25 protein-coding genes are annotated in these 26,028 nt (G+C 55.9%); 11 read left to right on the top strand and 14 right to left on the bottom strand.

Translation table 11 applies throughout. The annotated features are described in order from the left end of the window. The first annotated feature begins 1 nt into the window (after position 1). From CWS43_RS08570 to CWS43_RS08590, 5 genes are all read left to right on the top strand, one after another. On the top strand, positions 2-916 hold the full coding sequence (locus CWS43_RS08570; RefSeq protein WP_101076528.1) for an ABC transporter permease: 915 nt from the start codon (positions 2-4) through the stop codon (positions 914-916). Further along, positions 913-2,295, top strand: a complete 1,383-nt coding sequence (locus CWS43_RS08575) for a M20/M25/M40 family metallo-hydrolase (RefSeq protein WP_101076529.1) — start codon at positions 913-915, stop codon at positions 2,293-2,295. The genes CWS43_RS08570 and CWS43_RS08575 overlap by 4 nt, the downstream gene beginning before the upstream one ends. 63 nt (positions 2,296-2,358) lie before the next feature. Next, positions 2,359-3,357 (top strand): 1-aminocyclopropane-1-carboxylate deaminase/D-cysteine desulfhydrase, encoded by a 999-nt coding sequence (locus CWS43_RS08580; protein WP_101076530.1) that lies wholly within the window; start codon positions 2,359-2,361, stop codon positions 3,355-3,357. Between the two features lie 2 nt (positions 3,358-3,359). Continuing rightward, positions 3,360-4,343, top strand: coding sequence for an ornithine cyclodeaminase family protein (locus CWS43_RS08585; protein WP_101076531.1), 984 nt, complete (start codon positions 3,360-3,362; stop codon positions 4,341-4,343). Positions 4,344-4,392: 49 nt separating this feature from the next. Next, entirely contained in the window at positions 4,393-5,214 is an 822-nt protein-coding gene (locus CWS43_RS08590) for a sulfurtransferase (protein WP_101076958.1), read from the top strand. On the opposite strand, the gene CWS43_RS08595 is transcribed toward CWS43_RS08590, so the two are convergent. Both CWS43_RS08595 and CWS43_RS08600 read right to left on the bottom strand, forming a co-directional pair. Further along, positions 5,211-6,839 carry an ABC transporter ATP-binding protein gene (locus CWS43_RS08595; protein ID WP_101076532.1) on the bottom strand — a complete coding sequence of 543 codons (1,629 nt, stop codon included), beginning with the start codon at positions 6,837-6,839 and terminating at the stop codon, positions 5,211-5,213. The genes CWS43_RS08590 and CWS43_RS08595 overlap by 4 nt on opposite strands. A 176-nt stretch (positions 6,840-7,015) precedes the next feature. Then, entirely contained in the window at positions 7,016-7,765 is a 750-nt protein-coding gene (locus CWS43_RS08600; RefSeq protein ID WP_101076533.1) for a glucose 1-dehydrogenase, read from the bottom strand. Positions 7,766-7,942: 177 nt separating this feature from the next. Here CWS43_RS08600 and CWS43_RS08605 point away from each other — a divergent pair, with 177 nt between their 5' ends. Further along, positions 7,943-8,854: a LysR family transcriptional regulator gene (locus tag CWS43_RS08605; RefSeq protein ID WP_101076534.1), complete on the top strand. Its 912-nt coding sequence runs from the start codon at positions 7,943-7,945 to the stop codon at positions 8,852-8,854. Here CWS43_RS08605 and CWS43_RS08610 read toward each other — a convergent pair. Both CWS43_RS08610 and CWS43_RS08615 read right to left on the bottom strand, forming a co-directional pair. Beyond that, a complete protein-coding gene (locus CWS43_RS08610; protein ID WP_101076535.1) occupies positions 8,851-9,036 on the bottom strand; it encodes a 2-hydroxymuconate tautomerase in 186 nt (61 codons plus the stop codon). The two genes, CWS43_RS08605 and CWS43_RS08610, sit on opposite strands and share 4 nt — an antisense overlap. Positions 9,037-9,076: 40 nt before the next feature. After that, positions 9,077-10,273: an L-talarate/galactarate dehydratase gene (locus CWS43_RS08615; protein ID WP_101076536.1), complete on the bottom strand. Its 1,197-nt coding sequence runs from the start codon at positions 10,271-10,273 to the stop codon at positions 9,077-9,079. A gap of 188 nt (positions 10,274-10,461) precedes the next feature. Here CWS43_RS08615 and CWS43_RS08620 point away from each other — a divergent pair, with 188 nt between their 5' ends. Continuing rightward, positions 10,462-11,517 (top strand): LacI family DNA-binding transcriptional regulator, encoded by a 1,056-nt coding sequence (locus CWS43_RS08620; protein WP_369825854.1) that lies wholly within the window; start codon positions 10,462-10,464, stop codon positions 11,515-11,517. Between the two features lie 59 nt (positions 11,518-11,576). Here CWS43_RS08620 and efeB read toward each other — a convergent pair whose 3' ends face one another. The 7 genes from efeB to CWS43_RS08655 form a co-directional block, all read right to left on the bottom strand. After that, positions 11,577-12,851 carry an iron uptake transporter deferrochelatase/peroxidase subunit gene (efeB, locus tag CWS43_RS08625; RefSeq protein ID WP_101076537.1) on the bottom strand — a complete coding sequence of 425 codons (1,275 nt, stop codon included), beginning with the start codon at positions 12,849-12,851 and terminating at the stop codon, positions 11,577-11,579. A 4-nt stretch (positions 12,852-12,855) separates the two neighbouring features. Further along, entirely contained in the window at positions 12,856-14,079 is a 1,224-nt protein-coding gene (efeO, locus tag CWS43_RS08630; RefSeq protein ID WP_101076538.1) for an iron uptake system protein EfeO, read from the bottom strand. Positions 14,080-14,093: 14 nt separating this feature from the next. After that, complete coding sequence (gene efeU, locus CWS43_RS08635) at positions 14,094-15,725, bottom strand: iron uptake transporter permease EfeU (protein WP_101076539.1); 1,632 nt, start codon at positions 15,723-15,725, stop codon at positions 14,094-14,096. Positions 15,726-15,895: 170 nt separating this feature from the next. Beyond that, complete coding sequence (locus CWS43_RS08640) at positions 15,896-16,579, bottom strand: glycosyltransferase family 2 protein (protein ID WP_101076960.1); 684 nt, start codon at positions 16,577-16,579, stop codon at positions 15,896-15,898. Then, positions 16,576-17,145, bottom strand: a complete 570-nt coding sequence (locus CWS43_RS08645; protein WP_101076540.1) for a DedA family protein — start codon at positions 17,143-17,145, stop codon at positions 16,576-16,578. The genes CWS43_RS08640 and CWS43_RS08645 overlap by 4 nt, the downstream gene beginning before the upstream one ends. 7 nt (positions 17,146-17,152) lie before the next feature. Then, positions 17,153-18,316, bottom strand: coding sequence for a ceramide glucosyltransferase (locus CWS43_RS08650; protein WP_101076541.1), 1,164 nt, complete (start codon positions 18,314-18,316; stop codon positions 17,153-17,155). Continuing rightward, positions 18,307-19,152 carry a UDP-2,3-diacylglucosamine diphosphatase gene (locus CWS43_RS08655; protein WP_157825367.1) on the bottom strand — a complete coding sequence of 282 codons (846 nt, stop codon included), beginning with the start codon at positions 19,150-19,152 and terminating at the stop codon, positions 18,307-18,309. The genes CWS43_RS08650 and CWS43_RS08655 overlap by 10 nt, the downstream gene beginning before the upstream one ends. A 263-nt stretch (positions 19,153-19,415) precedes the next feature. Here CWS43_RS08655 and CWS43_RS08660 point away from each other — a divergent pair, with 263 nt between their 5' ends. Genes CWS43_RS08660 through CWS43_RS08675 form a run of 4 tightly spaced genes read left to right on the top strand, consistent with a single transcriptional unit; the run spans position 19,416 to position 22,336 of the window. Then, positions 19,416-20,657, top strand: a complete 1,242-nt coding sequence (locus tag CWS43_RS08660) for a SpoIIE family protein phosphatase (RefSeq protein ID WP_101076543.1) — start codon at positions 19,416-19,418, stop codon at positions 20,655-20,657. 24 nt (positions 20,658-20,681) lie between these two features. Beyond that, positions 20,682-21,236: a SiaB family protein kinase gene (locus CWS43_RS08665; RefSeq protein ID WP_101076544.1), complete on the top strand. Its 555-nt coding sequence runs from the start codon at positions 20,682-20,684 to the stop codon at positions 21,234-21,236. Between the two features lie 16 nt (positions 21,237-21,252). Continuing rightward, the gene (locus CWS43_RS08670) at positions 21,253-21,663 is read left to right on the top strand and encodes a DUF1987 domain-containing protein (protein ID WP_101076545.1); all 411 of its coding nucleotides are present in this window, start codon (positions 21,253-21,255) and stop codon (positions 21,661-21,663) included. Next, complete coding sequence (locus CWS43_RS08675) at positions 21,647-22,336, top strand: GGDEF domain-containing protein (protein WP_101076546.1); 690 nt, start codon at positions 21,647-21,649, stop codon at positions 22,334-22,336. The genes CWS43_RS08670 and CWS43_RS08675 overlap by 17 nt, the downstream gene beginning before the upstream one ends. Here the strand turns inward: CWS43_RS08675 and CWS43_RS08680 are convergent. From CWS43_RS08680 to CWS43_RS08690, 3 genes are all read right to left on the bottom strand, one after another. Continuing rightward, positions 22,324-23,136, bottom strand: a complete 813-nt coding sequence (locus tag CWS43_RS08680; protein WP_101076547.1) for an alpha/beta hydrolase — start codon at positions 23,134-23,136, stop codon at positions 22,324-22,326. The genes CWS43_RS08675 and CWS43_RS08680 overlap by 13 nt on opposite strands. A gap of 229 nt (positions 23,137-23,365) precedes the next feature. Further along, positions 23,366-24,700: an MFS transporter gene (locus CWS43_RS08685; RefSeq protein WP_101076548.1), complete on the bottom strand. Its 1,335-nt coding sequence runs from the start codon at positions 24,698-24,700 to the stop codon at positions 23,366-23,368. 667 nt (positions 24,701-25,367) lie between these two features. Beyond that, a complete protein-coding gene (locus CWS43_RS08690; RefSeq protein ID WP_101076549.1) occupies positions 25,368-26,009 on the bottom strand; it encodes a bifunctional 4-hydroxy-2-oxoglutarate aldolase/2-dehydro-3-deoxy-phosphogluconate aldolase in 642 nt (213 codons plus the stop codon). Positions 26,010-26,028: the final 19 nt, after the last annotated feature.

The raw sequence follows: 26,028 nt of genomic DNA on the forward strand, positions 1-26,028 counted from the left end.
TATGCTGCGTTATATCCTGCAACGCCTCGGGCAATCCGTACTGGTGATGTTTGGCGTCTCACTGCTGATTTTCTACAGTTTGCACCTCACGGGTGATCCGGCGGCGGTCATGATGCCGCCCGGCTCGAGCCAGCAGGAAATCGAGAATTTCCGCCACAGTATGGGCTTTGATCGCTCGCTTATCTGGCAATACTGGCATTACCTGACGGGCGTTTTACACGGCGATCTCGGCGAATCCCTGCGCTACAGCCAGCCGGTCACTGAGTTAATTGGTCAGCGCGTTCCCGCCACGCTGCTGCTCGCCGTCAGCGCCCTGCTCTGGAGCACGGTTGCCGGTTTGCTGCTCGGCATCGTCAGCGCGCTGTACCAGAACACCGCGTGGGATTTGCTCTCGCGCCTGCTGGCGTTCAGCGGTCAGGCAATCCCGGTTTTCTGGCTCGGCCTGCTGCTGATTATTGTGTTCAGCCTGAACCTGCGCTGGCTGCCGTCCGGCGGTTATGGCAGCGCCAGTCAGCTCATCATGCCCGCCCTGAGCCTCGGCGCGTATTACATGAGCGCCATTGCGCGCCTGATCCGCGCCAGCCTGATTGACGTGATGCAGCAGGATTACATCCGTACCGCGCGTGCCAAAGGGCTGAGTGCCTGGCGGATTGTCGTGCGCCACGGGCTGCGTAATGCGCTGATCCCGGTCATCACCGTGCAGGGGATGTATTTCGCCTCGCTGCTCGGCGGCGCGCTGGTGACGGAAATCATTTTTGCCTGGCCGGGCATTGGCCGCCTGGCCGTACAGGCCATTCAGAACCGTGATTTCCCGCTGGTACAGGCCATTGTGTTGCTGGCCGCGCTGGTGTTTGTCGGCATCAACCTGATTATCGACCTGCTCTATGTGGTACTGAACCCGAGGATCCGCCTGTGAGTATTTCAATTACGCCGTCGATTTATCCGACGCTGGATTTGCTGTCTGCCATCACGCCGTTTACCAGCGTATCCGGCCAGCTGGGTCAGCAACGCGCGCTGGCGCACTGGCTGGAAGACTGGATCCGTACCGAACTGGGCGGCGTGCCGGTGATTTCTGTCAGCGAGCAAACGCAGCAAGACGCCCCGCCGCTGGTGCATATGCGCATTGACCGGCAGGCGGAAAAAACGCTGGTGCTTTACAACATGTATGACGTGATGCCTGCGGACAATGCGGGCTGGGAGTTTCCACCGTTTACCGGCGGCGTGACCGACTGGCCGGGCGTCGGTGAAGTCTTTATTGCACGCGGTGCCGAAAACAACAAAGGCCCGCTGGCGGGCATGCTGATGGCAGTGAAATCACTGTGTGAGAGCGGAAAACTCAACGTCAATCTGGAAATACTGCTGGAAGGTGAAGAGGAAATTGGCAGCGGCCAGCTGCGCCGCTATCTGGCGCAGGAGCCGTGCCCGGTGTCTGCCGCCGGTGCGGTCTTTTTCCCGTCGCTGTGCGAATACGGCGGCGGCGAGCCGCGCGTTTATCTCGGATTCAGCGGGCTGAGCGGAGGCCGCTTAAAAGTCAGCGGCGGCAAATGGGGCGGCCCGTCTGCGGCGATCCACGCCAGTAACGCCAACTGGATTGCCAACCCGGTCTGGCGTCTGGTGGCTGCACTCAATGCCATCGCCCCCGCGCACAACAGCGGTGTGATTGCCCGTCAGGCTATTGATGAAGAAGCCAACCGCCTGCTTTCCACACTTGCCGCACAGTTCAGCATTGCCGACGAATTGACGTTTCGCCGCAGCGAAACGTTATCCGTCAGCGGCGATACGCTGGCCTGCCTGCAACAGCTGATCAACGGCGCAGTGCTGAATATTTCGGAAATCCGCAGCGACCCGCTGGAATCGCGCGGCGTGATCCCACGCAGCGCCAGCGCCGAGATTGCCCTGCGCGTCCCGCCGGGCATCGACGGTGAAAGCCTGCTGGCGGTGATCCGCCAGACGCTGTCCCGCCCGGAATTCAACGGCGTGGAACTGGAACTCGACGACTGTTATCCCGGCCACCGTTTCGCATACCACAGCCCCGGCGTTGACGCCCTGCTTGCCAGTTACGCAATGCAGGGCGCGAAACCGCAAATCTGGCCGTGGGCACCCGGCTGCGCACCGGCTTACACCTTCGCCCGCGTGGCACCGGCCTTCCTGATTGGCGGGCTGGGGCGCGGCGGCAACGCACACGGCGTGAACGAATTCGTCACCCTGCGCGGGCTGGAACGTTTTCAGCAATCGGTCACTGACTGGATCACCGGATTCAGCGATGACACCCCTTTTTCTACACCGGCGGTATAAGCCGCCGGTGTTTTGCGTCAACTCCCGGGAAAGTTTTAAAAATAAACCAGCAGGATACTTACCATGAAACAGTCCGATGATTTTGAAAGAGTGCCACTGGGGTTTTTCCCCACGCCGCTTGAGCGCCTGACGACACTGGGCGACTCACTTGGCATCACGCTGGATATCAAACGTGATGATTACACCGGCTTTGGCGGCGGCGGCAATAAAGTCCGCAAACTGGAATATCTGATGGCCGACGCCTGCCGTAAGGAGGTTGATGTGGTGATTACCACCGGCGGACATCAGTCAAACCATGCGCGCATGGTTGCCGCCGCTGCACGTAAGTTCGGCATGAAACCGGTGCTGGTGCTGCGTGGCAATCAGCCCGATACATATCAGGGCAATCTGCTGCTCGACAAACTGTTCGGTGCGGAGCTGGAGTTTCTCGACCCCGACGGTTATTTCACCCAGATTGAAGGCGCAATGAACGCCCACGCCGAAGCCGCACAGGCGCGCGGAGAAAAGGCGCTGATTATTCCGCTGGGGGGTGCCACACCGCTTGGCGCACTGGGATATGTCCGCGCCATCGAAGAAATGGACGCTCAGTTGAAAGAACGCGGCGAACCTGCGCCGGACGTCATCGTTGCCCCAACCGGTTCCGGCGGCACGCTGGCAGGTTTGTACGTCGGTGCGCGCCGTTACTGGCCGGACACCAAAATTATCGGTATCAGCGTCAGCGCTAAAGCCGAATGGTTCCAGACCCGCATTTCAGCCATGGCGCAGGATTGCGCTGACCTGCTCGAATGGCCGCAAAGCTGGACGCCGGAAGATATCTGGATTGAAGACGGTTTTGTCGGCACCGCGTACGGCGTGCCTTCTGACGGTGGTATCAACGCCATTTACCGCGTTGCGCAGGCCGAAGGGGTGCTGCTGGATCCGGTCTACACCGGCAAAGCGATGCACGGCTTAATCAGCCTGACGGAGCAAGGCAAAATCAGCGCAGGTTCGCGGGTGATTTTCGTTCACTGCGGCGGTTCACCGGCCCTTTATCCGTTTGCACAAACGTTGCTGGAGCACTGAACATGACACCGGGTTTTCGCACACTGAGCCGCGCGGACGTGGTGGCGCTTGGCGGCACCGATCCGCAGGCCGCGCTGGAAGATATCTGTGACGTTGTCACGCTGATGCGCCAGAATGCAGCGCAGATGCCTGCGGAAACCCACGTCAGTTTAGGCACGCCGCGCGGCAAAGCGTATGCGCTGCCCGCCAGCGTTGGCGGGCGGTTTAACGCCGCCGGGGTGAAATGGACCGCCCATCGCCCGGACGCGCAGGACCAGCTCCCGCAGGCGATGGCGCTGACGCTGATTAACCGCGCCGATAACGGCCAGCCGCTCGGGCTGGTGGAAAGCGGCGCACTGACCGCCACGCGCACCGCGGCGGTGTCGGCCCTTGCGCTGCGTCATGCCGCACCGCGTCCGGTTCAAAGTGTGTTACTGCTCGGTGCGGGTGTTCAGGCACTGGCGCATCTCGACATGCTTCGCCAGTTGTTCCCCGATCTGCGCCAGGTCAGCTGGTGGGAACGCAGTGCGTCTGCGTTGCCGGTGGATACCGCGCAATTCCCCTGGCCGCTGATTCGGGTTCCCGATCTTCACAATGCGCTGGCACAGGACGCTGGCGCCGTGATCACCTGCACCAGCGCCGCCGAACCGCTGCTCGGGCCGGAAGCGATCCGCGCCGGTCGTCTGGTGATTCAGGTCGGTTATCACGAAGTGTCCTTTGCAGCGATTAACCGCTCGACGCGCGTGCTGGTGGATTTATGGGGGGATTTCTGTGAAACCAGCGCCAAAAGCCTGTTCCAGATGTACCGCGCCGGAAAAATCCTGCCCGAACACGTGGACGCCGATTTAGGCAATCTGCTGCTCGACGGCTGGCGACCGGCGGCTGACGACAGCGTGTATTTCTCTTCGTTTGGCCTCAACGTTTTTGACATTGCCCTCGCATCACGCGTTTTAAAACTTGCCGCAGAACGCGGAACCGGCATGCTTTTGCCGCTTTTCCCGGAGTAAGATTTTGGCTGTTCATCCTTTACCTACACCAAAAAACCTCAATCATAAAGTGCTGATCAGCGCCGCAGAACTGCTGTCGCGCCGCCAGCTCGGGCAGGAATTTGCCCTGATTGATGTACGTGAATTCCCGCAGTGGCAGGCAGAAACGTTGCCCGATGCGCTTCATCTCAACGTGTACGATTATTTTATTCCCGACAGCACCGTTGCAGGTATCCGGGGCATGGCGGATGCCTTTCACCGGGCATGGCAACAACTGGCTATCAGTGACAACGTCACGCCAGTTTTTTTCGAACAACAGGTCGGCATGCGTTCCCCGCGCGGCGCATGGTTTGCGCAGTTCGGCGGCATCGAAAACGCGCTGATACTGGACGGCGGACTGGACGCCTGGGCACAGGCAGGCGGCAAATTACAGCCCGGCACCGGACGCAGCGCGGTGGTCAGCCCGGACAATCCGAACGCATTCACCTCCTCTTTTTTTCAGAAAGGCCTGACCGCCACCCGCGATGAAGTGCTGAACGCGCAGGCTAATGGCGCGCAAATTCTGGATGCGCGCCGCCCGACGGAATTCAGCGGTGAATTTGCGCATGAATGCTGTCATCGCGCGGGCCGGATCCCCGGCGCGACGCTGCTTTTCTGGGAAGATGTGGTGCAGAGCGGCGCATTTCTCAGCGCGGAGGAAATCCGTCAGCGGGCAGAAGCCGCAGGCTTATCGCCTGACCGGCGGGTGATCATTTATTGTCATCGCGGCGCACGGGCGGCTACGGTGTACACCGCGCTTCAGCTGGCCGGTTATCGCCAGCTGGCGGTGTACGTAGGGTCATGGCATGAATGGGCGGAGCACCGCGAACTGCCGTTGCTGACGGGCTGTTAACCTGCCCGACGCAGTTGCAGCGCCCGCGTGATATCGGGCGCAGCAGCCAGTAAGGTTTGCGTATAAGGATGTTGCGGCGCACGCAGAACCCGCGCCGTATCGCCGCTTTCCACGATTTTCCCGTGATACAGCACCACCACGCGATCGCACACCTGTTTCACTGCTGCCAGATCGTGACTGATAAACAGCACCGTCAGCCCAAGCTGCTGGCGTAACTGATCCAGCAGCGCCAGAATCTGCCCGCGAACGGAAAGATCCAGCGCCGAAACCGCTTCATCCGCCACCAGCAGTTCAGGCTCCAGCGCCAGTGCGCGGGCGATTGCCACACGCTGACGCTGACCGCCGGAAAACGCGCCGGGCAGACGGCTGGCGTGATGCGCTTCCAGCCCGACGAGTTTCAGTAATTCTTCTACCCGCGCCTGAATCAGCGCCGCAGGCCGCAGTTTATACACGCGCAGCGGTTCGGCAATCTGTTCACCAATGGTGATTTTAGGGTTCAGGCTGGCGTAGGGATCCTGAAAGATAATCTGCGCACGGCGGCGCATTTTCTGCCGCGTTCCGTGGCTGGCCAGGGTCAGCGAGACACCGTCAAATTCGATATCGCCACTGTCGGTGTCCGTCAGGCCAATAATGGCGCGCCCGAGCGTGGTTTTGCCGGAACCGGATTCGCCAATCAGCCCGAGAATTTCACCCCGGCGGATATCAAGCGTGGTCGGGAAAAGCACCGTCTGGCGTTTCGCCGGTACAAAAGGCAGACGCTGCGCCTGCGGATAGCTTTTGGTCAACCCACGCAACCGCACCAGCGGCGAATCCGCGCTGATTTCACCGGTCTTTTCACGCGGTTCGGGCTGTGATGCGCCAATCAGTTTGCGGGTATACAGCTCCTGCGGATCTGTCAGCAACTGCGCCACCGGCCCCTGCTCGACCAGATTCCCCTGATGCATCACGTAAGCGCGGTCGGCGTAGCGTGCCACCACGCTCAGGTCATGCGTGATCAGCAAAATGCCCATGTCCATTTCCTGTTGCAACTCCTGCAGCAGCGTCAGAATTTGTGCCTGAATGGTGACGTCCAGCGCCGTCGTCGGCTCATCGGCAATCAGCAACGCCGGTTTACAGCTGATGGCGCTGGCGATCATCACCCGCTGGCGCATCCCGCCGGAAAGCTGATGAATATACTGCTTCGCGCGCTGTTCCGGGTTCACAATCCCGACGCGGCCGAGCAGCGCAACCGCTTCACGGTGCGCCTGTTTCCAGGTCAGTTGCTGATGCCGTACCAGCACCTCGGCAATCTGCTCACCGACTTTCAGCACCGGATTCATGCTGGTCATCGGCTCCTGAAAAATCATCGCCAGCCGTTTCCCGCGCACCGGCGCGTCAAAAGGCATCTGCGGGCTGGCAATCTTCTGATCATCGAGCCAGATTTCGCCACCGGTCATATTCACGCCGGGCGGCAACAACCCCATCAGCGCCAGCGAACTCAGGGTTTTCCCCGAACCGGATTCCCCGACCAGCGCCACAATTTCACGGCGGTTCACCTGTAACGAAACCGGCTTCACCAGCGGTAAACCGGCGGCGGTATGAATGGCGAGAGAGCGGACATCGAGAAGCGGCTTGGCGATCGTCATGAGCAAATCCGGCGAAGAAATGAACTTAGAGAATATATCGTATATCTTTTAGTGACAACCCGAATACCCGCCATTGGTTAGACGGATTTTAGCGGGGTTATAGCGGTTTGGTTGGTGGATGGGCACAAAAAAACCGGCGAAATTCCGCCGGTTCATTCTGACTCTCATTTTAATTCTCAGACCTGCGCCATCCCGCCGTCGACGAAGAGTTCGACGCCGTTGATAAAGCTGGCGGCATCAGAGGCCAGAAACGCGACAGTTTTGCCGATTTCTTTTGGTTCGCCTAAGCGGCCTAACGGAACTTGTGCGGCCAGCGCATCGTACAGGCCCTGACGATGTTCTTCCGGAACCAGGTCGCCTAAGCCCGGCGTGCGGATCGGGCCCGGGCTGACGACGTTGACGCGGATGCCGCGGTCTTTCAAATCCAGCGCCCATGAGCGGGCAAAGTTACGCACGGCGGCCTTACTGGCGCTGTAGACGCTGAAACTTGCCGTGCCCAAAACCGACGTGGTGGAACCGGTCAGAATAACGGAAGCGCCATCGGTCAGCAGCGGTAAGGCTTTCTGAACCGTGAACAACACGCCGCGGACGTTGGTGCCGAAAATCCGGTCGAAGTGTTCTTCGGTGATGCCGCCCAGCGGTAGCATGTCGCCGCCACCGGCGTTGGCGAACAGAATGTCCAGGCGTCCGGCGGTTTTGGCGATTTGTGCATAAACCGCATCAAGGTCGGCCAGAACGGAAGCGTCGGCGCGGATGCCCGTTGCCGCAGCGCCGATTTCAGCGACGGCGGCGTCCAGTTCGGCCTGACGGCGTCCGGTAATAAAGACCTGCGCGCCCTGTTCTGCCAGCTCTTTCGCTGTACCCAAACCAATGCCGCTTGTCCCGCCGGTGACCAGTGCAATTTTACCGTTCAGTGGAGTTGTCATTTTTCATTCCTCAAAGTCAGATTAGGTTACGTCGCCTGAGGTTTGTGACCGTTGTCTGCCGCCTCAGGCATGGCTGTAATTTAGCGCCTGACGGTTTATTGAAAAATAGCGAAAAATGAAAATGACTATTCCCGTGTGTGTATAATCAATGCTTCGGATAGCCGGCGGGAAAAGCGTGTGGATCAGTTAACGGCAATACGGGCATTTGCCCGGGTGGTTGAGGCGGGGAATTTCACCCGTGCGGCAGATTCTCTGGATATGCCCAATGCAACGCTGAGCAAAATGGTGCAGGAACTGGAAGCGCATCTCGGCGTGCGCCTGTTGCAGCGCACCACGCGGCGCGTGACGGTGACCCCGGAAGGCAGCGAATATTATGAGAAAACCGCACGTATTCTGCGCGATCTGGAAGATGTCGATACGTCGTTTAACGCCGTGCGCAGCAAGCCGCGCGGGCTGTTGCGCATTGACGTCGGTGGCTCAACGGCGCGCGATGTGCTGATCCCGTCACTGGCCGATTTTATGTCGCGTTATCCGGAAATCCGTCTGGATCTGGGTGTCTCAGACCGTTCGGTTGATCTCATCAGTGACAATGTGGACTGCGTGATCCGCGGCGGCCCGCTCGACAACTCTTCGCTGATTGCCCGCAATATCGGTCATGCGACGCTTGTCACCTGCGCGACACCGGCCTATCTGAAAGCCTTCGGCACACCGGCTTATCCGGATGAGCTGAAAAACGGCCACCGGCTGGTGAGTTATCTGTCGCCGCAGAATGGCCGGGCTTTTCCGTTCCGGTTTGAACACGAGGGCGATAAAGCGGAAATTAAGGTCGATCACCGTATCGGCGTGAATGAAAGTAATGCCCATCTGGCCGCCGGAATGGCCGGCCTGGGGATTATCCAGACGTTCAGCTATTCCCTGTGCGAGGCGCTGCAACGCGGAACGCTGGTGGAAATCCTTGCGCAGTGGCGGCCTGCGCCCTATCCGTTCCATGTGGTGTATCCGCAAAACCGCCACGTTCCGCACCGCCTGCGCGTGTTTATCGACTGGCTGGTGGAAGTGTTTCCACAAAAAGTGGCACCTCCGTTTTAAAGCTTATCGTAACGAACCCCGCCGCGGGATTTGTGCTCCTTCGGCGTTTCATTCAGCGACACCACGATGTATTCATCAGGCACGCCGGTGACGTCTTTCACCACCTGAAAAATCCCTTCGAGCAATTTGTCTTTCTGTTCCTGGGTCCGGCCTGTGGCAAGGTTCACAATGACTTCTGGCATAGTTATTCCCCTGTTTATACAGTATGAAAAGTTATCGAATTTACGGACGTTTGCCGAATTCGCACTCCAGCTGCGTCCAGGCTCTGGCCTGTTCGCTCAACGTGAAGCCCAGACCCGGGCGGTCTGATATCCACATCCGGCCATCACGCAGTTCAAGCTGCTCGTTAAAGAGCGGGTTCAGCCACTCGAAATGTTCCAGCCAGGGTTCAACCGGATACGCGGCAGAAAGATGCAGATGGACTTCCATCGCAAAATGCGGTGCCAGTTTTTTACCGTGCCGGGCGGCCAGATCCATGATTTTTAAGAACGGGGTGATCCCGCCGACGCGAGGCGCATCGGGCTGTACGTAATCGCTGGCATTGCCCAGGATCAGCTGTTCATGTTCGCGGTAACTGGTGAGCATTTCTCCGGTGGCAATCGGCGTGTCGAGCGCAGCGGCCAGCGCGGCGTGGCCTTCCACGTCATAGGCATCCAGCGGTTCTTCAATCCACACCAGATTGAACGCTTCCATTTTCCGGCCCATGCGGATGGCGGTTTCGCGATCCCATTGCTGGTTGGCATCGACCATCAGCGGGAAATCATCGCCCAGTTCCTGACGCACGGCGGTCAGGCGGCGGATATCTTCGCGGGTATCCGGCTGACCCACTTTAATCTTAATGCCGCCGATACCGCTTTCGCGGGAGATCGCGACATTTTTGATGACCTGCTCCAGCGGCGTGTGCAGGAACCCCCCGGAGGTGTTGTAGCACTGCACGGAATCGCGGTGCGCACCGAGCAATTTCGCCAGCGGCAGTCCGGCGCGTTTCGCTTTGAGATCCCACAGCGCGATATCGATGGGCGAAATCGCCTGTACGGCCATGCCGCTGCGGCCAACGGAAGCCCCCGCCCAAAGCAGTTTAGTATAAATCTTGTCGATATCGTTCGGATCTTCACCCAGAAGGTTGTCGGCAATCTCTTTAGCATGGGCATAAATCCCCTGCCCGCCGGCGCGTTTGGAGTAGCTGAACCCGACGCCCTCAAAACCGTCGCGCGTGCGGATTTCTGCAAAAATAATCGCCACTTCGGTCAGCGGTTTTTGCCGCCCGGTGAGGACTTTTGCGTCACTGACGGGCGTTGCCAGAGGCAGAATCGACAGCGAGATTTTCACCCACGCAATTCTGTCACCGGTTTCTGCTGCCGTTTTTGTTCCTGTCGCTTTCGCGTAAGTCACTGCCTGAGAATTTGTTCCGGAATCCATCTGATGAACCTCCACGTTAGGTGATCATTTAAAATGATTGCGCAATCATTGATACACCTGCGGATTTCCTCTGGCTATAAACAGCGCGGATAAATTTGTTACCGATCACAAAAACTGTTTCAGTGCAGGCGGTGAGCATGATTTGTATTTCAATCCCTGCGATACTGTTTTTCTGCTGGTTTCACACAATGATGTCGCAATCATTTATGAAAGGTAACGCCGTGAAAAACGCTTCTGACGCTAAAAAAATGCCCGTCCGCCCCCCGACGCTGGAAGATGTCGCCCGCGCGGCGGGGCTTTCGCCGATCACGGTGAGCCGCGCGCTGAATACGCCGGGTATTGTGCGCCCGAAAACCGTCGCGAAAGTCAAAGAGGCCGTGCAGCTGACCGGCTACATTCCTAACATGCTGGCCGGAGGCCTGGCGTCGCGGCGCAGCCGGCTGATTGCGGTGGTGGTACCACAAATCAATAACAGCATGTTTATCGATACGATCCAGGCAATAACCGATGAGCTGGCGCTGCGCGGCTACCATATGCTGCTGTGCGTTTCCGGCTACAGCGCTGAAACCGAAGCGGATATTGTCGCCACCCTGCTTTCACGCAGGCCTGATGGCATTGTGCTGACGGGCATTCACCACAGCAACGAGCTGAAAAAGTGCATTCTGAATGCGGCGATCCCGGTGGTCGAAATCTGGGATCTGACCCCGACGCCGCTGGATATGCTGATCGGGTTTTCCCACGAAAAAATCGGTCATGCCGTCGCCGGTTATTTGCTGCAAAAAGGTCACCGGCGGTTTGGCCTGATGTGGACACCGGATCAGCGGGCCGGGCTGCGCCACAAGGGAATGATGGAGGCGTTTGAACGGCAAGGTTCTGTTACGTTTCAGGAGGTTTCCATACCGTTGCCCGCCACTTTGCGCCGTGGCCGTGAAGGGCTGGCGCAGCTTATGGACAGCGGCGGAGCCTTTGATGCGATCATTTGCAGCTCTGACACGCTGGCGCACGGTGCCATCATCGAAGCACAAGACAGGGGGCTCTCTGTGCCGGAGGATGTCGCCGTGGTCGGCTTTGGTGATCTGGATTTTGCCGGATGTACCGCCCCGTCGATCACGACCATCAGCATCGATCGCGGAAGAATAGGCCGGGAAGCCGCCACCCTGCTGGCCGATAAAATTGAAGGTTTACCGGTCGTGAATAACGTCGTGGATATCGGGTTTACGTTAATAGAAAGGGACTCTGCGTGACGTTGTCACTAAAAAGCCAGCGCGATGGCTGGCTTTACGTTGCTTACCGTGGAAAACCGTTACGCCTCAAACATTTCAGCGCCAATATACGAGCCTTCTTTCGGTGCAGGTGGCACAAAGAAAATCCCCGAGCCGATGTGCGAAATATATTCGTTCATCGCATCTGACGCGCCCAGACGGGTCTGAAGTGCTTCAAACTGCGCGGGGTCTTTCTGATAGCTGATAAAGAGCAAACCCGCATCCAGTTGCCCCATATTGTTCAGGCCGTCTGTATAGTTATAAGAACGACGCAGAATTTTAATGCCTGCATTATTCTCATGCGCGGCAAGGCTGATATGCGCAGTGGCCGGGATCACCAGATTGCCATCGGCATCTTTCTTTTTAAAATCCGGCGTATCAAATTCTTTGGTTCCGCTGAGCGGCGCGCCGGAAACTTTATGACGTCCGAACACATTGTTCTGATCGCTGACACGGTCAGTATCCCAGCTTTCAATGTGAATTTTTATTTTCCGCACCACCTGATAACTGCCCTGCTGCTGCCATGCCGGGCCGCCATCTTTGATCCAGACAAATTTGTCGAAATCCGCTTTTTCGGTGATGTTCCGCGTGCCGTCTTTATACCCGAACAGGTTGCGGGGCGTTGACTGGCCTTTACCCGCAGAAGCCCGGCCAAAGCCCATCACCGTCCAGCGGGTTTGCGCAGCGCCGGTGCTTTTCGCGATACGCGCCAGGTCGCGGATGGCGTGGTAAGCCACCTGCGGATCGTCGGCGCACGCCTGCAGGGAGAGATCGCCGCCGGTCAGTTCCGGTTGCATATCATCGCTGGGCAGTTGCATCAGCTCACGCATCAGCACCGGTTTGTGCTGCGTCAGCCCGAAGGTATCGGTGAACACCCGCGACCCCAGCCCCACCGTCACGGTCAGTGACGCCGGTCCCAGATCCATCGCTTCGCCGGTATCCATGCCGACGCCGCTGTCCCTTGCCGGCTCAACCTGTCCGATCGTGCCACCTTTCATCAGCTGGGCAATCGCCGATGACCAGCGCGCCAGCAGCACCTGCAAATCCTGGCGGCTGGTGGTGGTCAGATCAAACGTCATATACATAATATGGCGCTGCGGCGCGGTGCTGATACCCACCTGTCCGCCTGCGCCATAAAAATCGTGCTGCCGGGAGAGATCAACCATATCGTCAGGATCATGGGCGGCAGCCGCCTGACCGTGCGCATGGGAAACCGTCGGGATCGCCAGCGCGCTGGCCCCCACGACGGCGCCCTTGAGCAAATCACGGCGGGAGAACTTACCGGCCTCCCTGGCCGGTTCGAGTTTTTCGCTCATTCAGTCAGGCTCCTTTATTAGCCGCCACTTTTTCACCGATTTTAGACAGGGGTTCTTGCAACGCCTGAATAGTACGGCTCAATTTAGCGGCATCAGCGGCTTTCAGTTCAGCGGTGTAATACTTGTAGCCACCCGGGACGGTGGAATCACGGTAAGTTTCCAGCATGTCGTGCACGGCAGCAAACTGCGCGGCGACCTGTTTGGTCAGTGCCGGATCGATTTTTTCCAGACCCGGTTGCAGATAGGCAAAGGCTTGCTGTGCCCCTTCTACGTTACCGGCGAAATCGACCAGATCGAAATGGCTGAAGGCCTCTTCTTCACCGTTGATTTTGGTGTTCTGAACTTCTTCGAGCAGATCAGCTGCACCGTTTGCCAGATCTTCCGGTTTGTAAGTCAGCGCTTTGGTCAGGGTATCGAGCTGAGCCACGTTTTTCTGCAATTCAGCCGCCAGCTGTTTGGTTTCCGGAGTGATTTTGCCCTGACCAAACAGGTCACGCTCGATCGCATGGAAACCATGCCAGCCAGCTTTCGGGTCAAGGTTCGAAGCACGCATATCAATCAGGTAATCGAGGTTACCGGCGTTATCCGTGGCTTTGAAACCAGGCAATACAAACCCGTTTACATCAGATTCAATACGTTCATAGAACGGGCGCGCTTTCGCGTAATCGGCTTTGGCCGTTGCCAGGTCACCGGCGTCAATATCCGCTTTCAGGCGGTCAACCCCGACCACCATCGCATCAACGACGCCATTCACATAAGTCGCGTAATCCTTAGTGCCCTGCGCCAGGATAGTTGCAGTGCTGCCAACCGGCTGCGCGGCGCTTTTACCGGTCACGGTAAAGTCGATCATTTCGCGTTTCGCACCCGGGCAGTAGATTTGATATTTGCCGCCGTCGAGGGTCAGGGTGAATTTCACCGCAGGCAGACCCGGTGCCATATTTTCTTTTTCGCCCAGGATACGGTTGTTGCTCAGCAGTTCTAATTCCGTGATGGCTGTCGCCGTTTTATTCACCACGTTAAAGGTGACCGGGCCTGCTTTCGCAGAATTATGATCAACCACACAAGTCCCACCGGCATCACCGGTCATGGTGATGTTGACTTCGGACACCCCATTTTTCACCGGGGCTGGCGCAGCGTTAGCCGGTGCCTCAACGGAAAGCATCAGCAGTGCCGTCAGGCCCGCAGCGGTCATCAGAGATTCTTTTTTCTTAAACATCTTTTTACGCATGAATTTCCTACCCTTTATTTATTTTTTGGCAAATTGGTGTGTGGTTGAGAACCGAATGAAAGGCGATATTCATCAACATCTGATGACCTTTCGTTGCGCAGTCTCAGAAGAACCCGTACAGCAGATACAGCAAAAACCAGAGCCAGCGCCGCCAGAATGGCTGGCAGCATGTAAGCCCAGAAACGATAGGTGTCCTGATAGATTTGCATTTGTTGCAACGCGTCGGAAACGCTCTGCTGGTAAGCGCTGCTGACCTGCCAGTTACAGGCCGATACGGCAGATGTCGGGTTACGCGCGGTGATGGTCCGTGGCGATTGCAGACCGCTGCCTGACAACGTGATCAATTCATCGGCCTGCCCGCTGGCGTTCAGTAAAACCCCCTGCGACACCGAAGCCTGGACGGTGCACTGTACCGACCACTGCGCCTGATAAGGCCCCGGATGCATCGCCGGGTTCAGACCGATTGGGATGCGGTTACCATACAGCGCTACCAGCTGATCGAGCGTCAGCACTGCCGGTGCATCCGGCGGGGAAAATGCGCTTTTGGTGGTCCACTCCCGGGTTTGCAGGCTGCCGTGATTGCCGGTGGTCGAGGCCTGCGGCGTAAGCGCGATCAACGTCGCGTTCTCTCCGGCGGGTTTCACGCGAAGCTGGTAGCCGTTATTGCCAGCCGGTAACAGTTTTAGCTCACCGGCTGGCGCCGGATCCTGCGGGTCGCTGCTCACCAGCGGAAGGGTTTGCGGGAGTTGCAGTTTAAAGGTCGGATAAAACAGACACAGCGACAGCGCCGCTATCGCCATCACTGCGGCACAGGTCAGTTGCAGACGGGCAGCCGTTTTTGGCAACGGGCGGTGCCGCGCGGGCCAGTAAACCATCACTGACACAATCACGATGTAGAGCAGCCATGCTGCCGTCTGGATTTGGTTCGGGTCTGACGGGATCCCCAGCACGCCGGTCATGAGCGCCGATCTGATAGTGCCAGGGGGAACCAGCCAGCTAAGATCAGCAACGCGTTGCTGACCGATATTCAACCAGCCAGCCTCGTGCGCGGTTAGCAGTGCCGTGATAATCAGCCCGCCCGCCACCAGGATCAGAAACAACCCGGTAAAACGGAAGAAGCGGGATAAGTTGATGCGTATTCCGCCGAAATAAATGCCGCAGCCGATGACAACTGACACCAGCAGGCCAATGACTGCCCCGACCGCCGCCCACATGGCTGACTGGGCAACGGAGAATGTCGCCAGCAGAAAAACGCTGGTTTCGAAACCCTCCTTGAGCACCGCGAGAAAGGCCATACTGGCCAGCGCCCAGGCACTGGACTGGCTGATCGCCTGTGCGGCGTCGTTTTCCAGCGCCGTTTTCATGTTGTGGGCGTGCGTGTTCATCCACATGATCATGCCCGTTACAAAGAAGACGGCGATCGCGCCGATTACCGACTCCATCGCTTCCTGGCTGGCCTGCGGCAAAGCGCGTTCAGTCATATCCAGCGCCACACCGACAATCACCGATAACACGACGGCCAGACCAACGCCGACCCACATGGCGGTCAGGCTTTTACCATTTTTGCGTAAAAAAGCCGCGATGATCCCGACGATCAGTGAGGCTTCTAAACCTTCACGCAGACCGATAATAAATGTGGCTAACAATGGGTTAACTCCCAGGCAACAAGACGCATTATCAAATTATTAATGATAATTGATATCAGTTGGTCTACTAGCTGGGAAGAAATTGAGTATGTAGATTTGCAACAGAGTGATGTAGAAAAATCATTTTTACTAAAATACTGCCTTTTTTGTAACCAAATAATAAACCCGGCTTATGGCTGGCTCTGACATTTGCGCTTCAGGCTGATAATTTGCTTTACCGACTCCGGCAAACTGATGGTCCGGAAGATATCCCGCATCATCAGCGCATCGGCTTTGAGGCCCCGCAGCCAGCCCATTTTACTGGCTTTATAAGGGCTGATGACCGCTTCCCAACGAACAACCTGCACCCGCAGTTGCTCCGTGATCCACAGCCGGTTGATCCAGACTTCCAGCCCGAAATGCGCCAGCGAGCGGATCTCATCCAGACGGGCACTGACCAGATCCCGCGCGAATACCCGTTCGCCGGAAATATAGTCCAGATCAATCACACGCCAGATCCAGGGGCTGTTCCGGCGCAGGCTGATCGTGACATCCGCACGGTACTCCACGACCGGTTGTATCAGGGCGGTAATATCATCATAAGTCAGGCCCACCAGGTCAGCGTCCAGCATTAACACATGGCTGCCGGTGGCTGCCGCAATGCCCTCAGCAACGGCGTAACTTTTGCCCTTATTGCGGGCCAGGGTAACGACCCTGACGCCCTTAGCCTGCGCAATTTCAGTGGTGTTATCCGCAGAGCCGTCATCCACCACGATGATTTCAAACAACAGCGGATGGTTGCGCACGGCATCCAGCACCTTTTCAATGCGCAGCGCTTCATTATGGGCGGGAATAATACAGCTCACTGTTATCATTTTTTCGACCTCAGCCACATGACGCCTGCCGCGACCAGCACGATAAGCAGCCCCAGCGAGACGTACAGGATCCAGTTGTTCACCTGCGCGATGATGTCGCCGAACATCCAGCCGATCGCCAGCAGGAACAGGCTCTTGGGAATGGCGGCGATGATGTTGTAGAAGAGAAACGGGATCACGGGCATACGCGCCATACCCGCGCCGGTCAGCACCAGCGCACCGGCAGAATGGGTCAGCTTGGCTAACACCAGCAACCGTCCGCCTTTGCGCTCGAAACTGCGCACCATTTTTTCCAGCCTGGGCTGCGTCAGCCCGAGGCGCGCCAGCCAGCCGGGCGGTTGTCCGTCCGGCCCGATAACCCAGCGCCCGAGCGAATAGAAAAGAATATCGCCGAGCACTTCACCCGCCATCACCACGATTAAGACCGTGGCTAAACTGAAGTAGTTGAGGCGCACAAAGTAGCCGGCAAGTACCGTCACAACCGGTCCTTCGATAATCGCCAGCGGTGTAAGAAACAGCAATCCGTGCGCTTTAATCAGTGATTCAATGGTTTCAAGAGCAAACATACGGTCCTTATTTTCCCGGCGACTGACTCGCAGGCGCGGGTAGTTTTTCCACTAACAGCGTTTTCTCACCGGAGAGATTGCCGCGCCAGCTGAAGCCGCGTCCCGCCCAGCACCCTATCCACAGGGCGGGCAGCAGGATATCGCGCAGACACATCGCCAGAATATCCCTCATCTGATGCGGCCAGCCGAGCGCTTTTGCCAGCGCCCATTCCGCGCCGAACCACAGCACAAAAAGCACGGCAGGAGCGATCAGCGGCAAATCACCGCTGGCGGTCAGCCAGGTGACGGCAGCCAGCGCCGGCAGGAAACCCATAAAAATTTCGGGTATGAACAACCCCAGAAAACCGTCCCGGCGGATACGCGCCCAGCGCAGTTGCCTGCTCCAGACCGCGTCCAGGCTGCGATGCCCGATGGGTTGTGCAAAAGGCTGCGCCGGCAGACGCACCTTCAGCCCGGCGCGGCGTACCAGTTTGGTGGACGCCACATCTTCAGCGAGTTCACCGCCCAGCGCCGCCAGACCGCCGCCATTATCAAGCACCTCGCGCCGCCAGCACAGCGTTTTCCCCTGTGCAAAACCGTTACCCATGAAATCTGAGAGAAACTGCCAGCGGGCCTGATAGGTATTCAGCATTGCCGCTTCCACGGAACCCCACAAATTTCCCGGGCGAATGCCTGTCGCAGGCGAACTCACCAGCCCGGTTTTTTCATCAAAGGTGTTCGCCAGCGAACGCAGATAATCCGGCGGCAAAAGCAGGTTGCTGTCTGCCATCGCCACCACATCAGCCGTCGTGTTTTCCCACGCTTTATGGAGATTGTTCACTTTCGGATTCGCCGATATTTTGTCGTCACCAGTCAGCAGGCGCGCCCTCTGATGTGGATATTCTGCAATCAGTTTTTCCACCAGCGGGATCACCGGGTCAAACCGCGACGCCACGCAGAACACGATTTCGTAATCAGGGTAATCCTGAGTAAAGCTGGAACGCAGCGTTTCCTCTTCAAAGGCGTTAAGCCCGCACAGCGGCCTGATCAGTGCGATAAACTCTGCGGTTTCCTGCGTTTCATCCCTGCGCTCACGGCGGCGCAACCGCCAGTAAGCGATCGCCAATGACGTGAATTGCAACGTAATAAGAAAACTGCCGAAAGTCGCGGTTAATGCGGTATTTAAAGCCATGATGATGCCCCTTCATTCTGACGCACAGGTGATAACAGAGGTGCAGTGCCCTGATGCTCAGCGCCGGGATACTGCCCCCAGTCCAGCATGACGAGCTCTCCTGATGAATCTTCCGCAATGGCGCTCATGCTTTGCACCCAGTCACCACAGTTGGCGTAAAGCACGCCTTCCCGGTGCTGTAACACGGGCCGGTGCAAATGCCCGCAGACGATGCCGTCAAATCCGCCGCCGCCAGCGAAACGGATCAGCCGTTTTTCCAGCAGTTGTTGTGAGCGCAGAGAAATAGCGCTGCCTGCACGCGTAAACGGCAGGATAAGCTGGCGGAAAACCGGCATAGCGCTGATACGCTGCAACAAACGGGATACCCGTGAACGGTGTAATAACCCGTCAATGCTGCTGCCCAGCCGTGAAAACGTGTAGGACCGCAGGGGCCAGAAATCGCAACAATCGCCATGAACGACCAGATAGCGTTTGCCCTCTTTCGTTTTGTGAACCACTGAGCTGTGACAGGAAATAACCGAATTGAGCCGGGAATGGGATGAATGCAGGACTTCGCTCATGGGGTCGTGATTACCGGCAAGATTAATCACCCGGACACCTTGCCGGACCCGTTCACACAGTAAATCAATAATCAGATCATGCGTTCGCGTCCAGTGAACGGCACGCGGGTGCCAGATATCGAAAGTATCGCCGACCAGATAAATATGGTCAGCTTCATGATTTTTCAGGAAAGTCAGGAGCTTATCAGCATGGCATCTTCTTGAGCCCAAATGGAGATCGGACAGGAAAAGGCTCCGAAAACGCGTTGGTGTGTTGGCAAGTTCATATCGTGACATCACATACTCCGGTAAGAATTCCAGATTTCCGGCAGTCAACATCGCTTGGAAAAAGGTAAAGCGGTAACGAGGTAATAAACATCCTAAAGGTGTTTCGTTAAGGAATTCTTAAGGGGGAAATACGGTACTGCGGGGATGAATAATATAAGCCGTAAGAAAATGTTTTTATTATCTTCGGTTCGGATTTTTCTTAGTGCCATCAACAAACTGAAATATTTCCGCAGTATTCTGTTCATCTTCTTCGTGACCGGATCTGTCAGAGAATGGAACGCACAGGCTATCTGCAAAGACATTTCACCCCCGGTTCCCGTTCGCTGACCGCACGGGAATTGTGTATTGATGTCCCTTTTGTGACCCCTGAAAGTGACAACCTGCGGGTGATGGAATTATTTACCCAACACCATTCGCTGATCAGTTTGCCGGTCGTTGAAGGCACACGGCCATTCGGGCTTATTAACCGGCATATCTTTCTCTCCCAGATGGCCCGGCCTTATTTTCGTGAACTCTATGACCGGAAAAGTTGCATTGCCTTCATGGACAAACACCCGCTGGTGGTGGATTCATCCAGCACTCTCGATGAACTTGCCCGGCAAATGGTGGAATCCGGCGACCGCTCGGTCACCGATGGTTTTATCCTCACCAGGGGGGGTGATTACATCGGTATGGGGCTTGGGATCGACGTTATCAAAACGGTGTCGGGCATCCAGAAACAGCAGCACCAGCAAATCATGCAAAGCATTGAGTACGCGCGGGTTATCCAGGAGTCGATGCTGAATAAATCGCATCAGAATCTCGCCACCAAACTCAAAGACTGGAGCCTGGTCTGGCAGCCGAGAGACTGTGTCGGAGGGGATTTCTATGCTTTCCACGAAGTAGACGGCGGCTGGTTATTGTTTGTCGCCGACTGCACCGGTCACGGTGTTCCGGGGGCATTCATGACCGTTATTTTGTCTTCCGCGCTGGATAAATCCCTCAAAGAATGCCCGGCTGACCGTCCGGATTTATTGCTCGGCCACATCAACCATTTCATTAAAGAAACCCTCGGACAATCGCACCAGTTGCAGCAAACCTCAACCTCTAATGACGGCTGCGATGCCATGGCCGCCTTCATCGACCCGCATCATCATCGTATGGTCTGGTCGGGTGCCCGGGTATCAGGTTTCTTGCTGCCATCCGGAAGTGATGAAGCCGTTGCCCTCAGTGCAGACCGGATGGGTGTCGGGTATACCGAAACGCCCGCAGATTATTGCTGGACGCGGCATGAAACATCCCTTAACCCGCAGGATTTATTGTTTATTTTTACCGACGGTCTGACTGATCAGATTGGCGGAGAGCGCGGCATTATGTTTGGTAAGAAACGGATCAAGGCTTTGCTTGAACAGCACCGCTCAACGCCGGTCCCCGAACTGTCGGACGCGCTGATGCAGGCTTATCTCGACTGGCAGGGCAACCAGCAACGCCGCGATGATATGACCTTTTTAGGTTTTCGTTATTGTGGCCTGTAAGGCCGGCAACGGTAGAGTCTATTTATGAAAAGCAATCCTATTTTCACCGGGCATTTCAGCGCTCCGCATTACGACGTCGTGGCGCTCCAGTACACAGGTTTTTTCTCGCAAAACAATATCACGGCGATGGGCGAAGTGATCCGTCTGTACCTGGAACAGCATGAAGCATCCTCCAGCACGCGCCGTAAGCTGTTTTCCACCTTTATTGAGATGGTTCAGAACATTCTCCGTTATTCCTCAGACAGCCGTGCGCTGACCCGCGAAGACGATGAAATGCGCTTTGGTTCGGTTGCGCTGGGGATTGATAACGGAAAATATGTGTGTGAGAGCACCAATCTCATCAAAGCCGAAGACATCCTGCGGTTGCGCCAGTGTCTGGAGACGTTGAAAACCATGAGCCCCGATGAAATAAAGCTGACCTATAAAGCGACGCTGCGCACTGAAAGCCCGGCATGGAGTAAAGGCGCTAATATTGGTCTGCTCACCCTCGCCCGCGATGTCAGTGAACCTCTGGAATTTACTTTTAGGCAGGTGGAATCATCCGAACTCTCCACCTTTCATTTGAAAGCTGTTATCTAAAAATGAGCGCATCACTATGAATAATATCAGCATCCCTGCGACTTCCTGCACGCCGGAAGTTGAATTTGATTTTGATGGCCGCATCCTGTCGCTGGCAGGAGAATCTTATCCGGAAAATGCGGCGGCTTTTTATCGCCCGCTGGTCAATGCGCTGGAAAACTTTGTGACCACCCATTCGCAATACACCGGTTCCGCGCTGACCCTGCATGTGGCCCTGAGCTATTTCAACAGCTCCAGCACCAAAATGCTCTTTGGCTTGTTAAGCACACTCAATAACGGCGCTGTCGCCGGTATCACCACGGCGCTGCACTGGTATTACGACCCGGAGGATGATATTTCCGAGGAATTCGGCCAGGAGCTGAGCCTGGATTTTCCTGCCATCGCATTCCACCTCCACTCGGAAAGCTACCATGACGAGCTTAGATGAGTTATTCACGGCTGAAAGCGCCATCCTGCAAGACAATCGCGAACTGGCTGAGACGCACGGGCTGGACGCGGAAGTTTATCGCGACGCGCTGCTCAAACTCACCGCGCATTATCAGAAGATCATGAACGAATCTTACCGTCTGATACGTCGCAGCGACCGCGCCGAGAGGGATCTGAACCAGCTCAATGAGCGGCTGGAATATGAGGCCACGCACGACCCGCTGACGCGGGTCTATAACCGCAGCGCCATCATTGATCAGATAACCAAAGCCCTGAATACGGGAGAAGCCGGGCTGATTTTGCTCGACATCGACCACTTTAAGGCGATTAACGATCAGTACGGTCATCCGGCGGGCGATGCGGTGATTTGCGGGTTGATCCGTCGCATTGAACAGTCCGTGCCGGAACTGGGCACTATCGGGCGCGTCGGCGGCGAAGAGTTTACCATCCTGCTGCCCCGCTATACCAAAGCGCAGTCGGTGATTGTCGCCGGTTATATTCATGCGCTGCTCAACGCATCGCCGCTGGATTTACTGCCGAATCAGCTGGTGACGGCGAGCCTGGGAGTGAGCTGGGGAAAACAAAACAGCAGCTTTGATACGTTATACAACGATGCAGATGCCGCGATGTATGAAGCAAAAAGGCGCGGCAGAAACCGGGTTCATTGTGGATAACCATTCACCTGCATGCGTGTCTGAATACGTTCAGATGCCATGCAGGCATCAATAAACCGGGTCATTTTAGCCAGCGTGATCTCACGGTAACTTTCACAGAAAATATCATGCCGGGCGCCGGGAATATTATCAGCCTCACAATGTATCCCCCTGAGATGCTCCCACGCAGTTTGCGTTTCTTCGGCCAGCACGGTGGTATCCTGTGTGCCGTGCAGCCAGAGCGCCGGTAAATTGCCGAATCCGGGCCCCTCGTTAATCAGCATCAGCATACGCTCCATTGCCGCCAGGGTGCGGCGCATGAATGGCCCCACTTTTTCGCCCTTTTTCACCGTTTTACCTTCGCGCAAAAAAGCCTGCTGCGGTATGGCATATAAATCAGTGATACGCGTCCGGCTTCCCAAAAGCGGTGCCGACAGTACCAAACCCCTGACTTCCCCGCTGTTAAGCTGCACATAGCGCGTCGCAATCATGCCCCCCATCGAGTGCCCGACCACATACAGAGGCAAATCCGGATACTGACAACGAACGCTGGCGACGACATTCCCGACATCATTGACCACGGCGTCAAAATCTTCGATAACCAGTCTTTCCCCCTGAGAAAGCCCGTGTCCCGGATGATCCGGCCCAAAAACATACGCCCCGTGGGACTGAAAATGTCTGGCAACGTTTTCGTAATGACCAATATGCTCGCTGTGACCATGCACAAGGAGCAGCAGATAACGGGGCGACGCGGTGATCCACTGATACACCGCAATTGCCGCCGCACTGCCCTGAATGTAGTTAAGTTCAAAACCGGACACAGGCTCCCCCTTCAACATCAACGCGGATAAAAACATCGTTTATACGAGGGTAAACCGTCAAGGTTACAGTTTGCTTATGTCGAACCAACGCCAGATAACCATTGCCAGCAATAAATGGACCGATGCACAGGCACACATCATGATCGCCAGCGGAGAGTGTAAAGATTCACCTGCGAATGTTGATGGTAAGGGAGCGAACTCATCAGCGGTGTATCCGCTCCCTCAGGGCTTAGTTTTTCTTAAATTCCATGCGTTTAATTTCACCCACCACCAGCAGATAGCAAAGCATCGACATCAGCGCTGAACAGCCGACAAAAATCAACGCGCTGTTAAATGAATGCAATCCTTTCACCATATAACCGATGAGCAAAGGCGTGACAATAGAAGCCACGTTGCCAAAGATGTTGAAAATCGCACCGCACATCCCGACCATTTCTTTTGGTGCGGTATCGGCGATCACCGGCCAGCCGAGTGCCCCAAACCCTTTGCCAAAGAACGCCAGCGCCATCAGTGCCACCACGACCACATTATTGTTGGTGTAGTTACATAAGATAATGCCGGAGGCCAGAATCATGCCGCAAACGATCGGTATCTTGCGCGCGGCGGTTAATGAGAAACCGCGTTTGAGCAGATTATCCGAGACTACACCGCCCAGGATCCCGCCGCAGAAGCCGCACATCGCCGGGATTGAGGCAATCATCCCGACTTTAAGGATAGACATGCCCTTTTCCTGCACCAGATAGATGGGGAACCAGGTCAGGAAGAACCAGGTGATGGTATTCAGGAAATATTGCCCAAAGAAAATACCGAGCATCATGCGGCTGCTCAGCAACTGGCGCACATAGCTCCATTTTGGTCCCTGTTTTTCTTTTTTGCTTTTGGCCTGATCCATATTGACCACCGCACCGCCCTGCTCAATGTATTCAAGCTCACCGGCAGAAACCCCCGGATGCTCAAGCGGATTACGGACAAATTTCACCCAGAACAACGTCAGCACAAAACCAATCACACCCATGACGACGAAGACATTTTCCCAACCCCATGCGTAAGTCAGCCAGCCGAGGAAAGGTGAAAATATCGCGAGGGAAAAGTACTGTGCTGCGTTAAATATTGAGGATGCCGTTGCGCGCTCTTTGGTCGGGAACCACGCCGCTACCATACGGGCGTTCGCCGGGAAAGCCGGTGCTTCAGCAAAGCCTAATAAGAATTGCAGTAAGAACAGTGAGCCGACGGCGTAAGCCACCGGGAACCAGCCGACAAAACCCTGAACTAAAGTGAATAAAGACCAGAAGAACAGGCTGTAAGTGTAAACCTTAATGGTGCCAAATCTGTCGAGCAACCACCCGCCGGGTAATTGCATCAGCAAATATGAAATACCAAATGCCGAAAATATTTTCCCCAGATCCACAACGTCTAAACCCAGGTTTTTAGAAACTTCCGTACCGGCAATAGACAGTGTTACGCGGTCGGCGTAGTTAACAGCGGTAATAATGAAGATAATAAGTAAAATAATGTAACGCACATGCGTTTTTTTATTTCCTGATGCAACAGATTCAACACTCATGGTTCCCTCTCTATAATATTTTCCGGCCATAATCAAACCTGAATTAACTTTTATCGGATTTGAAAAACACCAAAGCCGGGGCTTTTCATCCCTGTTTAAATAAAAGTCCTTTAGGAAGATAGCGCCTTAACTCACCCGTATTGTTGACGCAATTAATGTTCGCCAGGGTTATCTTCAGAGAGTGGGGTCAGTATAAAAAAGAGGAAAGCGAATTAACACTGTGCGAACGCACAATAATACGCGGTGAATTTCAGCAAATTTATTTGCATTTTCACACCGGGTTAAAAATGTGATCACACAGCGTTACCGGCTCGCAATATGGCCTTCAGAGGGTGATACAGGTCACACTTTATATTTCATCTGCCATAATACTTTCGGTTTCTCCTGCGTAAAGCAGGTCAATTGCACAATGGGCATTTTGAGGTTCTGCTTTATAATTGACAGCATAGACCCGTAATAATTGACGCAGTGTTAGCCCGGAATTCAGAGATAAACGTTAGAGCGCTTTCTTTTGCAAAAAAAAGATTTACCGCAGGAGTCTTTAATAAAGGCAGGAATGCTTTAGCAATACGTGTGATTTAAACGGAGAATTTAAACAAGGCGTTTTATATTACGTCACAAATACTGATATACCCGCGGAGAATATTTCTCCGCGGGATATTATTGATTACGCCGTTGCCCCGGCCACCGCTTCACGGGCAAGATCGGTAATACGCGCATAATCGCCGTTTTCCAGCGCATCGGCTGGCACCAGCCAGGAGCCACCGATGCACAACACGCTCTTCAGCGCCAGATAGTTGCGGTAGTTCGCCAGTGAAATTCCGCCTGTCGGGCAAAAACGTACCTGCGGGAACGGGCCGCCGATCGCCTGTAACGCTTTCACACCACCGTTCGCTTCCGCCGGGAAAAACTTGAACTCACGTAACCCGTGATCCATCCCCAGCATCAGTTCTGAAACCGTAGAAATCCCCGGAATCAATGGAATAGTCCCGGCAGTCGCTGCGCTCAGCAGGTCATCCGTCAGGCCAGGACTGATGGCAAACTGCGCGCCAGCGTCAGTCACCGCCTTCAGCTGCTGCGCGTTCAGTACGGTACCCGCGCCGATGATCGCCTCAGGTACCTCTTTGGCGATAGCGCGGATAGCCTCCAGCGCGCAAGCGGTTCGCAGCGTCACTTCCAGCACGCGAACACCACCGGCGACCAGCGCTTTCGCCAGTGGAACGGCGTGTTCAAGTTTATTGATGACAATAACCGGCACCACCGGCCCTGCTGTCAGGATCTGTTCTGCACTTGTTTTCCAGTTTTTCATTTTCTTTTCTCTTCAGTCA

The organism is Rahnella sp. AA (assembly GCF_002834385.1).
Classification (GTDB): domain Bacteria; phylum Pseudomonadota; class Gammaproteobacteria; order Enterobacterales; family Enterobacteriaceae; genus Rahnella.

Excerpts from the sequence above, each read along its gene's own strand:
- CWS43_RS08570 (WP_101076528.1), top strand. The coding sequence starts at position 2 with ATGCTGCGTTATATCCTGCAACGCCTCGGGCAATCCGTACTGGTGATG.
- CWS43_RS08580 (WP_101076530.1), top strand. The coding sequence starts at position 2,359 with ATGAAACAGTCCGATGATTTTGAAAGAGTGCCACTGGGGTTTTTCCCC.
- CWS43_RS08585 (WP_101076531.1), top strand. The coding sequence starts at position 3,360 with ATGACACCGGGTTTTCGCACACTGAGCCGCGCGGACGTGGTGGCGCTT.
- CWS43_RS08595 (WP_101076532.1), bottom strand. The coding sequence starts at position 6,839 with ATGACGATCGCCAAGCCGCTTCTCGATGTCCGCTCTCTCGCCATTCAT.
- CWS43_RS08600 (WP_101076533.1), bottom strand. The coding sequence starts at position 7,765 with ATGACAACTCCACTGAACGGTAAAATTGCACTGGTCACCGGCGGGACA.
- CWS43_RS08610 (WP_101076535.1), bottom strand. The coding sequence starts at position 9,036 with ATGCCAGAAGTCATTGTGAACCTTGCCACAGGCCGGACCCAGGAACAG.
- CWS43_RS08615 (WP_101076536.1), bottom strand. The coding sequence starts at position 10,273 with ATGGATTCCGGAACAAATTCTCAGGCAGTGACTTACGCGAAAGCGACA.
- CWS43_RS08620 (WP_369825854.1), top strand. The coding sequence starts at position 10,462 with ATGATGTCGCAATCATTTATGAAAGGTAACGCCGTGAAAAACGCTTCT.
- efeB (WP_101076537.1), bottom strand. The coding sequence starts at position 12,851 with ATGAGCGAAAAACTCGAACCGGCCAGGGAGGCCGGTAAGTTCTCCCGC.
- efeO (WP_101076538.1), bottom strand. The coding sequence starts at position 14,079 with ATGCGTAAAAAGATGTTTAAGAAAAAAGAATCTCTGATGACCGCTGCG.
- CWS43_RS08640 (WP_101076960.1), bottom strand. The coding sequence starts at position 16,579 with ATGATAACAGTGAGCTGTATTATTCCCGCCCATAATGAAGCGCTGCGC.
- CWS43_RS08645 (WP_101076540.1), bottom strand. The coding sequence starts at position 17,145 with ATGTTTGCTCTTGAAACCATTGAATCACTGATTAAAGCGCACGGATTG.
- CWS43_RS08650 (WP_101076541.1), bottom strand. The coding sequence starts at position 18,316 with ATGGCTTTAAATACCGCATTAACCGCGACTTTCGGCAGTTTTCTTATT.
- CWS43_RS08655 (WP_157825367.1), bottom strand. The coding sequence starts at position 19,152 with ATGTCACGATATGAACTTGCCAACACACCAACGCGTTTTCGGAGCCTT.
- CWS43_RS08660 (WP_101076543.1), top strand. The coding sequence starts at position 19,416 with ATGGAACGCACAGGCTATCTGCAAAGACATTTCACCCCCGGTTCCCGT.
- CWS43_RS08665 (WP_101076544.1), top strand. The coding sequence starts at position 20,682 with ATGAAAAGCAATCCTATTTTCACCGGGCATTTCAGCGCTCCGCATTAC.
- CWS43_RS08670 (WP_101076545.1), top strand. The coding sequence starts at position 21,253 with ATGAATAATATCAGCATCCCTGCGACTTCCTGCACGCCGGAAGTTGAA.
- CWS43_RS08675 (WP_101076546.1), top strand. The coding sequence starts at position 21,647 with ATGACGAGCTTAGATGAGTTATTCACGGCTGAAAGCGCCATCCTGCAA.
- CWS43_RS08685 (WP_101076548.1), bottom strand. The coding sequence starts at position 24,700 with ATGAGTGTTGAATCTGTTGCATCAGGAAATAAAAAAACGCATGTGCGT.
- CWS43_RS08690 (WP_101076549.1), bottom strand. The coding sequence starts at position 26,009 with ATGAAAAACTGGAAAACAAGTGCAGAACAGATCCTGACAGCAGGGCCG.